Origin of the sequence: Desulfovibrio ferrophilus, assembly GCF_003966735.1 — a bacterium.
GTDB lineage: Bacteria > Desulfobacterota > Desulfovibrionia > Desulfovibrionales > Desulfovibrionaceae > Desulfovibrio_Q > Desulfovibrio_Q ferrophilus.
This window is the reverse complement of the sequence record NZ_AP017378.1, coordinates 2,932,288-2,948,107: the sequence shown is the minus strand read 5'-3', so window position 1 is coordinate 2,948,107 and position 15,820 is coordinate 2,932,288. Positions and strand designations below refer to the sequence as shown.

At 54.8% G+C, this 15,820-nt stretch carries 12 protein-coding genes; 2 read left to right on the top strand and 10 right to left on the bottom strand.

Going from position 1 to position 15,820, the window contains the following annotated elements:
* Nucleotides 1-95 precede the first annotated feature (95 nt).
* The 10 genes from EL361_RS13535 to EL361_RS13495 all read right to left on the bottom strand — a co-directional run bounded on the left by EL361_RS13535 (nucleotide 96) and on the right by EL361_RS13495 (nucleotide 13,478).
* Nucleotides 96-1,421, bottom strand: coding sequence for a deoxyribodipyrimidine photo-lyase (locus EL361_RS13535; protein ID WP_197723467.1), 1,326 nt, complete (start codon nucleotides 1,419-1,421; stop codon nucleotides 96-98).
* A gap of 2 nt (nucleotides 1,422-1,423) precedes the next feature.
* Nucleotides 1,424-3,049, bottom strand: a complete 1,626-nt coding sequence (locus EL361_RS13530; protein WP_126380406.1) for an SDR family oxidoreductase — start codon at nucleotides 3,047-3,049, stop codon at nucleotides 1,424-1,426.
* Entirely contained in the window at nucleotides 3,042-3,989 is a 948-nt protein-coding gene (locus EL361_RS13525; protein ID WP_126380404.1) for a YbgA family protein, read from the bottom strand. Before EL361_RS13525 ends, EL361_RS13530 begins: the two co-directional genes overlap by 8 nt.
* Nucleotides 3,990-4,157: 168 nt before the next feature.
* A complete protein-coding gene (locus EL361_RS13520) occupies nucleotides 4,158-4,799 on the bottom strand; it encodes a hypothetical protein (RefSeq protein WP_126380402.1) in 642 nt (213 codons plus the stop codon).
* A gap of 317 nt (nucleotides 4,800-5,116) precedes the next feature.
* Nucleotides 5,117-5,881: a tetratricopeptide repeat protein gene (locus EL361_RS13515; RefSeq protein ID WP_126380400.1), complete on the bottom strand. Its 765-nt coding sequence runs from the start codon at nucleotides 5,879-5,881 to the stop codon at nucleotides 5,117-5,119.
* Nucleotides 5,874-8,324 (bottom strand): DNA gyrase subunit A, encoded by a 2,451-nt coding sequence (gyrA, locus tag EL361_RS13510; RefSeq protein ID WP_126380398.1) that lies wholly within the window; start codon nucleotides 8,322-8,324, stop codon nucleotides 5,874-5,876. Before gyrA ends, EL361_RS13515 begins: the two co-directional genes overlap by 8 nt.
* A gap of 106 nt (nucleotides 8,325-8,430) precedes the next feature.
* Complete coding sequence (gyrB, locus tag EL361_RS13505; protein WP_126380396.1) at nucleotides 8,431-10,824, bottom strand: DNA topoisomerase (ATP-hydrolyzing) subunit B; 2,394 nt, start codon at nucleotides 10,822-10,824, stop codon at nucleotides 8,431-8,433.
* A 14-nt stretch (nucleotides 10,825-10,838) separates the two neighbouring features.
* The gene (dnaN, locus tag EL361_RS13500; RefSeq protein WP_126380394.1) at nucleotides 10,839-11,999 is read right to left on the bottom strand and encodes a DNA polymerase III subunit beta; all 1,161 of its coding nucleotides are present in this window, start codon (nucleotides 11,997-11,999) and stop codon (nucleotides 10,839-10,841) included.
* 19 nt (nucleotides 12,000-12,018) lie between these two features.
* Nucleotides 12,019-12,186, bottom strand: coding sequence for a hypothetical protein (locus tag EL361_RS17390; RefSeq protein ID WP_420810669.1), 168 nt, complete (start codon nucleotides 12,184-12,186; stop codon nucleotides 12,019-12,021).
* Nucleotides 12,168-13,478: a helix-turn-helix domain-containing protein gene (locus EL361_RS13495; protein ID WP_126380392.1), complete on the bottom strand. Its 1,311-nt coding sequence runs from the start codon at nucleotides 13,476-13,478 to the stop codon at nucleotides 12,168-12,170. The genes EL361_RS17390 and EL361_RS13495 overlap by 19 nt, the downstream gene beginning before the upstream one ends.
* Nucleotides 13,479-13,741: 263 nt before the next feature.
* Between EL361_RS13495 and EL361_RS13490 the strand changes: the two genes are divergently transcribed.
* Both EL361_RS13490 and larE read left to right on the top strand, forming a co-directional pair.
* Nucleotides 13,742-14,917, top strand: coding sequence for a homocysteine biosynthesis protein (locus tag EL361_RS13490; RefSeq protein WP_126380390.1), 1,176 nt, complete (start codon nucleotides 13,742-13,744; stop codon nucleotides 14,915-14,917).
* A 131-nt stretch (nucleotides 14,918-15,048) separates the two neighbouring features.
* Nucleotides 15,049-15,801, top strand: coding sequence for an ATP-dependent sacrificial sulfur transferase LarE (gene larE / locus EL361_RS13485; RefSeq protein WP_126380388.1), 753 nt, complete (start codon nucleotides 15,049-15,051; stop codon nucleotides 15,799-15,801).
* Nucleotides 15,802-15,820: the final 19 nt, after the last annotated feature.

Sequence of the window (15,820 nt, the reverse complement as noted above, 5' to 3'; positions counted from 1 at the left end):
GGCAGGCTAGAGTTGTATTGCTCATACGCGAGAGTCTGACCGCCCTTGCAGCAACAAAGCCTACGTGCGTTCCCGGACAGCCGATAATCAACCGCCTAGCCATACTTGGCGATATATGCCCCCACATCAAACTTCCGCCGACACCCATTCTCGTTCATGTAGCGCACCTTTCCGTACACGGGGCGTTCCTTCCACGGTCGGTCATGGATACCCGCCATGGACCAGAGCACGCCCACATAGCCATTGGGGTCGCGTCCATCCAGTTGATAGCGGTCGTTCAAGGTCAGGGCGGTCATGAAAGCCTGTTCCGGGCTGATCGACCATTCCAGAATCTTCTTGGCCCAGAACATGCGCATGTACCCGTGCATGAAGCCCGTACTCACCATCTGCATCTGCGCCGCGTTCCAAAGGTCGGAGTGGGTCTCGGCCCGTTCGAATTGCTCAAGGGTGTAGAGGTACGGTCGCGGGTCGTCGCGATGATCGTCCAAGGTCTTGATGGCCCATTCGGGCGCTGCGGCAAGGGTTTCGTACTGCGGATTATACAAGCAGAAGTTGTCACTCAACTCGCGGCGCACTACCAGCTGTTCCAGAAAATTCTCGGCGTTCTCATCCCGAGCCCGGCGCGCCGTCTCCAACGCCACGCGCTGGGCCGAAAGTTGCCCGAAATGAAGATAGGCCGATAGCTTGGACACGGCATCGGCGTTGGGGTCGTTGCTGGCCTCGGCATAGCGCAACAACCTTTCATCCAAAAAGGTTACCAGACCATGCAGGCCGTGGCTTTCGCCCGAAGGTAAAGCCACAGGTCCAACCCCTTCGTCCACACGCAATAGAGCCCTCGCCGTGGTCCAGTCCGGACCCGGTAGCTCCAGCGACTTTGCGCAGGGTTCAAGCTCCGGGAAATCCTCCAGATACTCGGGCAGCAGGCGATGGATCTTGGGACGGATGGTGCGCGCGGCGTATTCCTGCTTGTCCGAAGTCACCCAGGCGGGCACCACATTGTGTGCGTCCACCTGCAACAACGGAATATCAACGCGTGAAGCCACGGCCTTCAGCCACTGGCCCTTGATACGCAAGGGGTCGAAGTCCGTAACCAGCAGCCCCGCGCCGATCTGTTCGCACAAGGCCGGAAGCTCCTGCGCTGGGTCGCCCATGAGTAATGCAAAGGGAATATTCATCTCACGCAGGTCGTGGGCGGTCTGTTCCAACCCCTTGAGCATGAAGTCATAATGGCGCAGGGTCGCACCCGGATAGGACGGCACCAGACAGAAGGCCACCACCAGCGCACGATTGCTGCCCGCCAGTTCACGAGCATGGATCAGCGCCCAGTTGTCTCGGCTTCGTTGGTCACGACTCATCCAGTAGACCACCGGTCCACCGGAATCTTCCCCCTGAGCCACGATGCGCGCCCGGGACGGGTTCATGGTCACGATCCGTTCTCCGGAGGCTCCAGACGGCATTTCACGGCCTGTGGAGGCACGGGCTTGGGGCCTTCAAGGATGGTGCAATGGGTCTTGCTGGCTATATTGGCGATCATGCCCCTGAAAACCAGACCATGCAGGGGATAGACGGCCCACCAATACAGCAGTCCAGCCACGCCTCGCGGCAGGAACTTGGCAGTGACCGTGAGCTCTGTATGTCCGGTACCCAATTGGGCCAGGGCAAATTCCAGCAATGCCTCGCCGGGCAGCTTCATCTCTGCCAGTAGCAACAAACGATCCGGCGGTTCCACATCCAGCACGCGCCAGAAGTCCAATGCATCACCCACGGCAATGGTCTTGGGGTCGCGCCTGCCCCGGCGCAGGCCTACCCCACCAACGATGGAATCCAGCCAGCCGCGCAGCTTCCAGAGTCTGTTGCCATAATACCAGCCCGTATCACCACCAATGGAGGACACGCGATCCCACAATTCCTCGGGACAGCCCTCCAGCCGCACCCGGTAGGAATCCGAAAGCACCGTGCCTCCGGCATAGGAGGCATCACCCTGCACAGCCCATTCGGGCGGGGTCAGAGCGCCAGCGTCAGACCAGGACGTGTCCACCACATGCTGCTCCACCTTTTCCAGGGCCCGGCGAATGGCTGTCCGACAGTCCACCAACTCCCGAGGCATGATCTCACGGATGCGATAATCGCGGCACACGGCGCGGTTGCGCAGGCCCATGATCAGCGGCTTGGCCAACGACACGGGAATGGGCGAGACCAGCCCCAGCCAGTGCGAACTTAGCCAAGGGGTCAGGATTGGCACGGGAATGATCAGCCTTTTGCGCAGCCCGGCTTCCTCGGCATACATCTGGAACAGCTTCTCGTAGGTCTCGATGAAGGGTCCGCCAATATCATAGTCCTGTCCGATGGTTGCCGGATGATCCAGACAACCTGCAAGATAGCCCAGCACATCGCGGATGCTGATGGGCTGCGACTCGGTGCGTACCCATTTGGGGGTCAGCATTACGGGCAGGCGGTCCACCAGATAGCGCAGCAGCTCGAAGGAAGCGCTGCCCGAACCCAGGATTACGGCGGCGCGCAGCACGGTCACGGGTACAGGGCCGTCATGGAGAATATCTGCCACTTCGGCTCGCGACCGGAGATGCTCGGAGAGGTTGGGGTCTTTGGGGGTTATGCCCCCCAGGTAGATAATCCGCTCCACTCCGGCCTCTGTGGCGGCCTCGACCATATTGCTGGCAGCCTGGCGGTCCTGCTCCGCATAATCGCTGTTCTTGGAAACCATGGAGTGAATCAGATAATACGCGGATTTGCAGCCCTTGAGCGCAGCCACCAACGAGGCCTTGTCCATAACGTCGGCCTTGGTGATTTCCAGATTTTCATGGTGACCCCAGGAGCGGCAGTGAAGCTTGGTGGCACTGCGCCCCACGGCACGCACGTTCCAGCCCTTTTCCAGCAGCGTGGGCACCAGTCGGCCGCCAACGTAACCGGTAGCCCCAAGCACGGCCACGAGTCCCTTCTCGCAGGCCGGACCTGATTGGACCTCCCTGTCGGGATCGACCCGTGTATGGGCCTGTGCATCGCTTCGCGTCGTGGAGACCGAATCAGACATGATTCCTCAGCTTGAGTTCCATGGGGTGCAGGTTCAGATACCACTGCTCACGCAGATATGGATTGTTGTACTTGCGTACATAGTGGTTAAGCAGGGTCATGGGCACGATGAGTGGAGTCAGTCCCTTGTGATAATGCCCGATGACTTCCAGCAGTTCCTGCTTTTCATCGGCGCTGAGCTGCTTCTTGAAATGACCAACACAATGGGTCAGGGCATTGACGTTTTTCTTGACCGTAGAGCGGTAGGTCAGGCCCTTGGTCAGCAGCTCAAAATAGTCATTCAGCACATCGCCCAATTCCCGCTCAGCGGCGTGGGCCACCAGCCGCCCCATCTCCCGGTACAGCTGCTCATTGTGTACGCGTAACAGAAGCTTATGCCGGGTGTGGAAGTCAACCAGTGCTCCGCGTGAAGCCCCGGCAGCGAGCATGTCTCGCCAGCGCTTGAGGGTGAATATGCGCACGATGAAATTCTCGCGAATACCGGCGTCATGCAGGCGTCCATCATCCTCGAAGGGCAGACTCGGGAAATGATCCATGACCATCCGAGCCCAGATGCCCGTGCCCGTATACAGAGGTTGGCCCGTTTCCTGCCAAACCTTGATCCCGCGCATGCCGTTGGAGGGCGAGCCGTGCTTGAACACATAGCCGCAGAGGTCTTCGGATTCCAGCTGAGCAAGGCGCTTTTTGCCCCAGTCGTGCATGATCTTCGTCCAGTCCTTGGCGCTCTTGGTACCCACAAGCCGAGGCGATTTCTCCTCACCTACCAGGCGTACGGTTTCACGCGGGATGGACATGCCGCATTCCACCTCGGGGCAGACGGGCACCCACTGAACATACTGGCCCAATTCATCGCGCAGGAAACGGTCCAGCTTATGGCCCCCGTTCCAACGCACATCCTTGCCGAGTAGACACATGGCAATGCCAATTCGTATTTTTTCCATACCTAAAGCATACCCCATATACAGGGGCAGGAGCAATGGGGTGGGAAAAATGTGCTGAGCACGCTTATTGGAGGCCGACTGCGCGGATGAGCGACGGTGCGATTGAATCCAGGTGGGTGTCCGCTGTTAGCGGGATCAAATATTGTGAGGGGGAGTTCTTGGACTTAATCAGTTGCACCTGACGACTTGCCTGGAGTCATCCACCCGGTAGGTGGGGACACCCTTATCGAGCATCAAATGTTTCAGCTCTTCGTAATCATTTCCGTTCAGAATCAGCAAATTGACGACACATTTTCCATTCAGAATAATCCCGCAGTAATTGAATGAATCTGCCTGCACCAAGAGTTTCATGGTGGCATTCACCCCTTTCTTGATCCATTTCCCGAATCTGCAACGCTTTTGAATCTGACGCTCAAAGAAAGCAATGTCGAAATCCACTTCCCCCTTCCATTGCCCCAGACATCCTCCCGGGGAAGGGATGCATGAACCATGTCCATCGATGAAATGACTTAATTCCTGAATCGAACAAATTTCATAAGAACTCTCCCCACACACGATGTCACTTGTCTTGCTAAACCTGAGGATACGAGGTTTTTTTTGCACAAGATCACGCAGGCAAAACCACACGCAAAATGCAATGAAAACAGAGGCGATGAGCAACGTCCACACCCCATGAGCAGACATCCCCACTGACCACAGAATGACAAGGACAAGAAGCAGCAGGGCAAAGACATAGCCACCAAAAATGGCGCACGCCAAATTATTATAGTCCTTGATCTCCAGATAGTCTGGCTCTTGGCTCGAATCCATGAGTCCCCCCCAAATAGACACATCACAAACGCGTTTATTGAGCGACTTCGCGCAGTGAATCAAAATCGAATGTTCGATGATAATCTAAAGAATACTCCCAATGCAAGTTTCAATGGCAAATGAAGAAAGCAGACACAATCAAAAAGCAACTTCAATGCATACGAATACAAGGCGTAAGGAAAAGGCAGAATCAAAGCGCATAACCAATGCGCGAGATTTTGCCTTATATGGATCACATCTGAGTTGCAAGTGAAGAGTAAGCTCGATGACTCACTCATTCTTCACCTAACGCAGCAATGCGTACTTTTCAGCCATTTTTACTGAAGATGTTTGAGGCGGGCCTGTATAACCTTGGGATTGGGATAGGTCTCGCGAATGGATTCCAGCAGTTCCCGGGCGCGAGGAATGTCGCCATCGGCTTCGGCCAGTTCGGCCAGCAAATAAGCGGACAGGGCTTTCAATTCAGGGTCGGCGTTTTCCAGGGCCAGCAGCTTTTCCAACCAGGCATGGGACTGTTCCTTGTTCTTCAGAAAACTGTAGGCCTGGGCCAATTCGTACATGCACTGAGCGCGCGAGGCATCGTCCGGGGCAACTTCCATGCAGGACAACATGGAATCCTTGGCCATGGCATAGCGCCCCTGGAACTGATAAATCTTGCCCAAATTCCAGTGCACTTCCCAGGCCTTTTCCTTGAGGACATGTTCCTGGTCAATGAGTTTGATCCAGGTCTCGGAGGCCTTGTCCCAATCGCGCAGATCCGTATACACGCGAGCGAGCCGCCAGAGAATTCCGGCGGCCCGTTCGGTGTTTTCGGTATATTCCAGATATGCAGATTCCAGCAGGGCCGAGCCTTTGCGCTGATCGCCAACAACGGTCAACGAGATCTCGGCCAAGCGCTGCCAGGCCTGCCATCGCCCATCACCCTGAGGATTGGCCTCCAGGTAACGCTCATACAGACTTTCGGCCCGCAGATAGTTGCCTCCGGCGTATTCCTGGTTGGCCTGCCTGAGCATGCCGTCCTCGGAGGCCTGGGAACAACCCATCAGGGCAAGGGCGAAAAGCAGACAGATGAATCTACGCATCGTCCTTGCTATTCTTCACTTCATCGATTTCGTCGTCGCGAACCAGGTCGAATCCAGCCACGCTGCCGCCTTCATTCATGGTCACCAGTCGTACGCCCTGAGTGGCCCTGCCAACCTTACGAACATCGCCAGCCGCCATGCGGATGACCTTGTTCTGGCTGGTCAGCAGGATGATCTCGTTGGACAGGTCCACCATGATCGCGCCAATCAGGCCACCGGTCTTGGGTGTGGTCTTCATGGTGATGATGCCCTTACCACCGCGGGTCTGGATGCGGTAGAGGTCATAGCTGGTGCGCTTTCCATACCCGTTTTCGGAGATGGTCAGGATATCGCGGGTTTCGTCTTCCTTGGCCACCACTCCGGCAACGACCTCGTCATTGCCGCGCAGGGCAATACCCTTCACTCCGGCAGTACCACGGCCCATGGGACGGGCATCCTGGCACTTGAAGCGGATGGCGAAACCATTGCTGGTGACCAGCACGGCCTCGTCGTCATTGCCGATCTCGGTAACCTGCAGCAGTTCGTCGCCATCCTTCACATTCACGGCAATGATGCCCGTGGTGCGACAGTTGGCATACTGCTCGGTTGCCGTGCGCTTGATCATGCCCTTCTTGGTGATGAACAGGAAATAACGCTCGGGTTCGAAGTCACGCACCGTAAGCGCGTAGACCACGGACTCGTCCTTGCCCAGGGGCAGCAGGTTGTTGATATGCGCACCCTTGGCCGTCCGACTGCCTTCGGGAATCTGATGGACCTTCATCCGGTACATGCGTCCATTGTTTGTGAACAGCATGAGATGCTGGTGATTGGAGGTCACCAGGAAGTTCAGGATAAAGTCACCATCAGAGGTATGCACACCGAAGATGCCCTTGCCGCCGCGCTTCTGGGCCGAGTAGTTGGCCAGATCCGTGCGTTTGATGTAGCCGCGACGCGACAGGGTGATGACCACCGGGCTGTCGGGAATAAGATCCTCAATGTCGATGCCACACAGGTCGTCGGTGATAATCTCGGATTTGCGGGGAGTAGCGAAGGTGGTCTTCAGCTTGTCCAGCTCTTCCTTGATCACACCACGCAGGATTTCGGGCTTTTCGAGGATGCTCTTCAGGTATTCGATGGTCTTCAACAGCTCGGTGTATTCTTCCACCAGCTTGTCATATTCCATGTTGGTCAAACGCTGCAGGCGCATGTCCAGAATGGCCTGGGACTGTTTGTCGGAGAGACCGAAGCGCTCGTTCAGTGCAAGCTTGGCATCCTGCGGCGTCGACGACGCACGGATGATCTTGACCACTTCATCGATGTTATCCAGGGCGATACGCAGGCCTTCCAGGATATGCGCACGGGCCTCTGACTTCTCCAGATCGAACATGGTGCGGCGGGTGATGACCTCGCTGCGATGATCCAGGAAGTGGGTCAGGATTTCCTTCAGATTCAACAGCTGTGGACGGTTGTTGACCACCGCCATCATGTTGAAACCGAACGAGGTCTCCAGGGCCGTGAACTTGTAGAGAGTGTTGATCACGATATCCGGGATCACGCCTCTCTTCAGATCAATGACAATGCGGATACCCTTGCGGTCCGACTCGTCACGCAGGTCCGAGACGCCGTCGATGCGTTTTTCGTGCACCAGTTGAGCAATCTTCTCCACCAGGGTGGATTTGTTCAGGGCATAGGGAATCTCGGTGATGACGATGGACTGGAGATCCTTCTTGCGGTCCTCCACGGACAGCTTGCCGCGAATCTTCACGGAGCCGCGACCGGTCTTGTAGGCGTCAATCATGCTGTCGCCAGCATAGACAAACCCGCCGGTGGGGAAGTCCGGCCCCTTGACGTGGGCCAGCAGCTCATCCACCGAGCACTGCCTGTTCTCCAGAATCACCAGCAGCGCATCAATCAACTCGCCCAGATTATGGGGCGGGATATTGGTGGCCATACCGACCGCGATACCCGTGGAGCCGTTCAAGAGCAGGTTGGGGACCTTGGTGGGCAGGACCGTGGGCTCCTGCATGGAGTTGTCGTAGTTGGGCCTGAAATCAACGGTCTTCTTCTCGATATCCGAGAGGAATTCACCGGCCAGACGCGACATGCGGGCTTCGGTGTAACGCATGGCTGCCGCGGCGTCGCCGTCAATGGAACCAAAGTTACCCTGGCCATCCACAAGGGGATCGCGCATGGAGAAACTCTGCGCCATGCGGACCAAGGCGTCGTAGACAGCCGAGTCACCGTGGGGGTGATATTTACCGATGACATCACCGACCACACGGGCGGATTTCTTGTAGGGCCGAGTATAGGAGTTACCCAACTCGTGCTGCGCGAACATAATCCTACGGTGAACGGGCTTCAAGCCATCGCGCACATCGGGGATTGCTCGTCCGATGATGACCGACAGCGAATACTCAAGGTAGGATTTTTGAATTTCCTTTTCGATGCTGATCGTGGATTCCACTCTCTAACCTCGTTTTTTTGAGGAACTCTTTGCAGATTTCCGCACTATTGGAGGGACAGCCGGACAAACACTCGTTTCCGGCCCGCTACAGGCGTTCCCGTCCGCTTTAGATATCAAGATCATCAACCATCAAGGCGTTGCGTTCGATGAACTCGCGCCGCGGTTCCACCTGGTCACCCATCAGCGCAATGAACAGGTCATTGGCCTCGGCAGCATCATCCACGTTGACCTGCAACATGGTGCGCTGCTCGGGATTCATGGTGGTGTCCCACAACTGATCGGGGTTCATTTCACCCAGACCTTTGTAGCGCTGGAACCCAAGGCCCTTATGCGCCTCGTTCAGCACGGCCTCATAGAGATCGAACAGGCTCTTGTAGGTCGTTCTCTCATCCTTGGAGACCAGGGTCAGGTCAAAGCCGCCGCACTGTTCCTTGATGTCGTAGAGTTTGTCGAAGGCCTGCTTGTAGATCTTGGAGTTGAAGAACTCCACACCAATCCGGGTGCGGTGGCCCTTCATGTCCTCGAAGGTCACAAAGCGGCGATGTTCCACACCGTCGTCACTGACCTCCACCGTGGAGCTGAATCCCTTGGTGGCCAAATGCTTCTCAAAGGCGATCCACTCACCGTTGGAGATGGACTGCGGAGTCAGCTTGGTCTCGAAAGCCAGCATGCTCATGAACAGCACATTGGCAATGCTCATGTTTTCGGCTTCATTGAGTCTGGCCCGCAGGAACTTGATCTTGTCCATCAACCTGACCAGATTGGATTTGCGGAAGACCTTGTCATCCGCGCCAAAAACCTCCACTTCACCGGCCACGCGCCCCATCAGGAACTGATGATATTCCTCATCGTCCTTGATGTACTTCTCCCATTTGCCCTTGTGCAGGCGATACAGGGGAGGCTGCGCGATATACAGGTGCCCACGCTCGATGAGCTCGGGGTACTGACGGAAGAAGAAGGTCAGAAGCAACGTCCGGATATGCGCTCCGTCCACGTCCGCGTCAGTCATGATCACGATCTTGTGGTAACGCAGTTTGTCGTAGTCCGTATCGTGCTCACCAATGCCCGCACCCATGGCCGTGATCATGGCCTTGATTTCCTTGTTGCCCAGCATCTTGTCGAAGCGGGTTTTCTCCACGTTCAGGATCTTGCCTCGAAGAGGAAGAATGGCCTGGATGCGCGGATCGCGGCCCTGCTTGGCAGAGCCACCTGCAGAATCACCCTCAACGATGAACAACTCGGATTCCTCGGGCTTCTTGGTCTGACAGTCAGCCAGCTTGCCGGGTAGCGAGTTGTCGGACAATGCGCCCTTGCGGCGGACCAGATCCTTGGCCTTGCGGGCAGCTTCGCGGGCACGGGCTGCGTCCACGGTCTTCTCAATGATGGCTTTCACGTCCTTGGGATTTTCCTGGAAGAACGTGTTCAGGCGATCATAGACAATACCCGAGACCATACCAACAACTTCGGAGTTACCGAGTTTGGTCTTGGTCTGGCCCTCGAACTGAGGACTGGGCAGTTTAATGCTGATGACCGCGCCTAAGCCTTCACGGACGTCATCACCAGAAAGCTTGACCTTGAGCTTCTTGGGCAGGTCGGAATTCTGGACGTAGGTGTTGATGGCGCGGGTCAGGGCAGCCTTGAAGCCCTGCAAGTGCGTACCGCCTTCCTTGGTGCGAATGTTGTTCGCAAAGGTCAGTACGTTTTCCTTGTAGGAAGAGTTGTACTGCAAGGCGAATTCCATGGTCATGCCATCGGCTTCGCCCATGGCGTGGACGATCTCGTGCACACCACCGGAACCGGAGTTGATGTCCTTGACGAACTGAACGATACCACCTTCATATTTGAAGGTTTCACGCTGCTGGGTGCGTTCGTCGCGGAAATCAATCTCAAGGCCGGAGTTCAGATACGCCAGTTCCTGGAATCGCTTGCGCAGGACGTTGTATTCGAACTGGTTGACCTCAAATATTTCCTCATCAGGCCGAAAACGGACAATGGTTCCCGTTTCCAGGGAGGTATCGATGTTTTTCAACTCGCACTGTGGCACACCGCGTTCGTAGCTCTGGAAGTATTTCTGACCGTCGCGATTGACGGTGACTTCCAGATACTCAGACAAGGCGTTCACAACGGAGACGCCAACACCGTGCAATCCACCGGAAACCTTGTAGGAATCATTATCGAATTTACCACCGGCATGGAGCACGGTCATAACGACTTCAACGGCCGGACGTTTTTCCTTGGGATGGATATCTACGGGAATACCACGGCCATTATCCATGACCGTGACCGAGTTATCCATATGCAGATTGACGATGACCTTGTCGCAATAGCCGGCCATGGCTTCATCAATGGCATTATCCACGACTTCATACACCAGGTGGTGCAGTCCGCGGATATCCGTGGAGCCAATGTACATGGCAGGACGCTTCCGAACGGCGGAAAGCCCTTCGAGAATCGTGATGCTGTCTGCGTTGTATGAGTTTTTAGTACCGTTTTGCGTCACTTGCTCGTTCCCCTTTACTGGGTGTTTTCCTCGCTATAGTACGTCTCTTCCACGATCTTCATGGGCATGATGATGACCTGATAATCGGCATCATCGGCGCCCACGACGCCGCAGGGTCCTTCGGCACCGGTCAGCTTGAAAGTTACCTTTTCGGATTGGAAATGATTCAGAATCTCGATCAGGTTACGTGTGGGAAAGGCAATCCTTTCCAGGCCACCGGAGAAAGTCACTTCCAACGATTCCGATGCGGTACCTACATCCTGCCCCTGGCTGTGCAAGGTCAATTCCTCGCCGCCAAATCGGAAGTAGGTGCAACGGTTATTGTCGGTATTGAAAATGATGATGCGTTCCAGGGCATCAATCAGCTCCAGGCGGTCAGCTACCAACTCGGTAATGCCATCCTCGTTGATCTTGGACAGGAACGTGTTGTAATCCGGGTACTGATAGAAGGACAGCGGCAGGCTGAACAACTCCTTCTTGTCCGCAGTCCGGAAGAACAGGCGCTTCTCATCGATGTTCAACTCGATCTCATCAGCGGTCAGCCATTTCTTGAGCTCGGTAATGTACTTCTTCTGAATCAGGACCCCACCTTCGGGCAGCAGATTCTTCAGATCATCATGGAGAAAACGGGACATGGCGAACTGATGACCATTCAGGCCGCAGGTCTCGATATGCTCCGTGCTCTTGGAAGGCGTCAGATTCATGCAGGCAATGGCCTCCATGGTATCCTCATCGCTGATGCAGTAGGCCGTCCTGTCGATGAGCTCCTGCATGAGATCCCCAGACCAGAAAACGGAATTCTCTTCGGGAAATTCCGAAAAATCCTGAAACCAGCTGGTTTCATTGGTGGGCAGCTTGTATTTGCGACTACCCTGCTGAATGGCCAGAAACTGTCCATCCTGATCTGCCTTGAGTACAATCTGTCCGGGAGGCAGCTTGCGAATCAGATCATAGAAAGAACGACCCTGGACACCCACCAACCCCTCTTCCACGATCTCGGCATTGTATTGCCCGCAGAATTCAAGGTTCGAGTCCGTGGACATGATTTTCAGGGTTCCACCTTCCACCTTCAACCAGATGGTCCGCAAAAATGCGGCTCCGGTTTTTGCCGGAATAATGCTGGCGGATTTGGAGAGCCCCTCAATGATGTCATCTCGGAAAACTTTCAGGAACATCGTCAACTCCTTCTTCTTACTAAGAAATATAAAGAGTTTGTAGTAATAGTAAGCTCGTTACTTCTGTTCGTAACAGGCTCAACCTTCTGTTTTTACTGTAATATTTATGATTACGGCTGTCGGTTTCGTTTTTGCTAACCTGGCTGTTTGGAACATCCCTCATTCTGGCTAGGCTTTTGCGAGACATTTTTTCTTCAGTACGGACAGCAGATTTTTCATTTCCGAATTAGATACCTGTAATTTATTAACTTTTTTAACGGCATACAACGCTGTCGAATGGTCACGGTTTCCGAACATGCGGCCCAGTGCCGGATAGGAACTTCCAATCAATTCGCGGCATAGATACATGGCAACCTGTCGGGCCTGAACCACTTGGTGGTGCCGCCTGCTGCCGACCAGGTCTTTGCGATCAACCTCGAAATGTTCGGATACGGTGTCCAGAATAACGTCGGGCCTAATGTGCTTTTTGGCTGTTCCTGCGGTCTGCGCCAGGATCTGTTCGAAGTCACGGTCAGTGAACGTTTTGTTCACAAACTCCTTATATGCGTAAAATTTAAGGAGAATTCCCTGTAGAAAACGCAGGTCCGTAAAGCGCTGGGCCAGGGTGAGGACCTGCTCGCGGGTCAGGGAAATACTCTTGACTCGGCAGTACTGCTCAATGGTCCGCACACGGATATCCAGGTCCGGACGCTTCAGATTAACGATAAGTCCCCACTCCAGGCGCGACTTGAGTTTGGGATCAAGGAATTCATAAGATGGCAATTTATCCGAACAGCAGAAGATCATCTGCTGCTTGTGATCATAGAAGTAGTTGAACAGGGTAATCAGCTCGGACTGGAAATTATTGTATTTTCTGATCTGCTGAAATTCATCAACAAACAGGAAACGGAATTTGCAGATGTGCTTGCGCGCTGCAAAGACATCACCACCGAAATGGCCGTGATAGAGGTTGTAGAGGTCCTCCATATTGCCGAAAAAGACCATCTCGGGGTTGAACTTCTTGCAGACTTCATTGGCCACAGCCTTCAAGAGGTGTGTCTTGCCCGAACCCGCCTCACCACTAACGATGAACGGGTTGAATATGATATCGTTCTGCTTGGCCACTTCCTTGGCCGTGGTCAGCGGAAAGAAATTTTTCTTGTTGGTGATGAAGGCATCGAAGGTGAACTGGTGACCAAAGGGGAAATCGATGGATTTTGAATGTCTATCCTGCTGCTCAAGTTCACCTTGGGCAGCACCCGAATGGGCGTAATTGAGCACATAACCAGACCCCAGGAACTGATGAAGCTCCTGCTCGAATCTGCCCTGGACTGAATCGGAAAACCACTTGGAGAAAAAAGCGTGGGGAAATCCGATGTTCAGGCGCTTTTCCTCTTCACTAAGATCAAGGCGAAGCGGATCATACCACTGCTTCAGTTCCTGATTTGAGTAGGATTTTTGGAGGTGTTGCCTAAGTGTATCCTTCAAGGTCTGACTCATGATTTTCCGGTGCTGCGGGACATTTCGGATGCCACTGTTGAAAAGTGTGTTAAAAGTATAATAAAAACAGCCTAATAGGCTGTAAAAAAATCATGCCCAAATTACTCGATGTATATACCTTAGAATAGGGCTAAAGCCAAGGGAAAAGCGCCTGAAACCCAGGCTCTTCATGAGCTGGGAAAAAAAAGCGTTTGCCATTGAGATCGAATTTCTTCACCATTGTCGGTCCGGACTGATCCGGCAACCCGTCAGAGGAGAAAAACATGGGTAAAACATACGCTGTCACCAAGACCATCCAGGAAATCAACGCGAAGATCAAAAGCGGCAAAGCCGTGGTCCTCAACGCTGAGGAAATGATCGAGATGGTGCGCAAGAGCGGTAAGGAAAAGGCTGCTCAGGAAGTGGACGTTGTTACCACAGGTACCTTTTCGCCCATGTGTTCCAGCGGGATGCTGTTCAATATCGGGCAGAAGAATCCGCCGGTCATCAAATGTTCCAACGCCTGGCTCAATGGTGTGCCCTGCTATGGTGGGCTGGCTGCAGTGGATTCGTACTGCGGTGCCACCGAGTCCACCGAAGACGATCCGCTGAACAAGGTCTATCCCGGCCAGTTCAAATACGGCGGAGGTCATGTCATCGAAGACCTGATCCGAGGCAAGGCCGTGCATCTGAAGGCCAATGGCTATGGCACCGACTGCTACCCGCGCAAGGAGATCGACAAGGATATCACCCTGGCCGATCTGCCTCATGCCTCGCTTCTGAATCCGCGTAACTGTTACCAGAATTACAATGCGGCCGTGAACCTGACCAGCCGCATCATTTATACGTATATGGGCCCTTTGAAGCCCAACGCCCGTAACTGCAACTTTGCCACGGCCGGTCAGATTTCGCCGTTGTTCAACGATCCGTATCTGTCCACCATCGGATTGGGGACCAGGATTTTCATCGGCGGAGCCATCGGTTATGTGCTTGGCGAGGGCACCCAGCACAATCCCAAGCCCAAGCGCAACGAACGCGGCATTCCCCTGTCTCCGGCAGGAACGCTGATGCTCAAGGGTGATATGAAGAAGATGGACGCCCGTTATGTGCGCGGTGTGTCCATTGTGGGTTACGGTTGTTCCCTGGCTCTGGGCGTGGGGATTCCCATCCCCATTCTGAACGAGGAGATGGCCTGGTTCACGGGTGTGTCCGATGCCGACATTCAGATGCCGGTCAAGGATTACGGCTATGACTACCCCAATGGCCTGCCCCGTACGCTGAAGCATGTGACCTTCGAGGAACTGAAGTCCGGTGAGTTCGAACTCAACGGCCAGCAGGTTCATGCCGTGCCTATTACCAGTTACGCACGTTCCCTTGAGATCGCCAATGAACTCAAATCCTGGATCGAGGATGGCAAGTTCCTGCTCAGCGAGCCTCAGGAGCCCATTCTGTCCGAATAAGACGGTGCTGACATCGTAGATATAGGGGACCCCCGCCATGGGAGGTCCCCTTTTTTATTGATCTCGCAGGAATCGGTTGTCAGGTAGGATCGTATTGGTCAAGGCAGGGGAAACAGGGCAGGATGCTGATCATGATCACCCCCGAACAGAAGAACAAGCTGCATCGGCTGGAATATGCCCTCTCGGACATCGAACGCGGTGTGATTGCCGTATCCGGGGGGCTGGATAGTCGTCTGTTGGCCTTTGTGGCGCATCGGGCAGACTTGGACATGCATTGTGTGCACTTATCCGGTCCTCACGTCCCCAGGAGCGAAACACAGTGGGCTGAGCAGTGGCTGCGGAAGCTTGGCCTGGCCTTCACCGTACTCTCCATTGACCCGCTGAGCCATCCGTCGGTTTCGAGTAATGGCCGGGATCGTTGCTATCACTGCAAGCGACTGCTTTTTTCCGCTGTTCGTGACCGATTTCCTGGGGCCGCACTCATGGATGGCAGCAACGCCACCGATCAGCAGGGCTATAGACCAGGGCTACGTGCCTTGGAGGAACTCGGAATACAGAGTCCCTTTGCCGAAAGCAGCATAACCAAGGACGATATTCGGGCCATGGCGCTGTTCATCGGCCTTGATCAGCCCGTTCAACCCGCCACGCCCTGTCTGTTGACCCGACTGCCCTATGATGCACCAGTCCTGGCGCGAGATCTGGAGCGCATCGCTCGTCTTGAAGATGAGTGCCGTGCGTTGGGATTTATGGACTTTCGGGTCCGGCTTGTGGATGGGCACTGCGTGCTCTTTGCCCATGAGGACAATATGGGGCGAATCCCGCCGCAGGGGCTGGCAGTAAACTGGGTCACGAAAGTAAGTGGATATTGGGATCAGCAGCGATAGAAACGGCGTGGCGGAACCC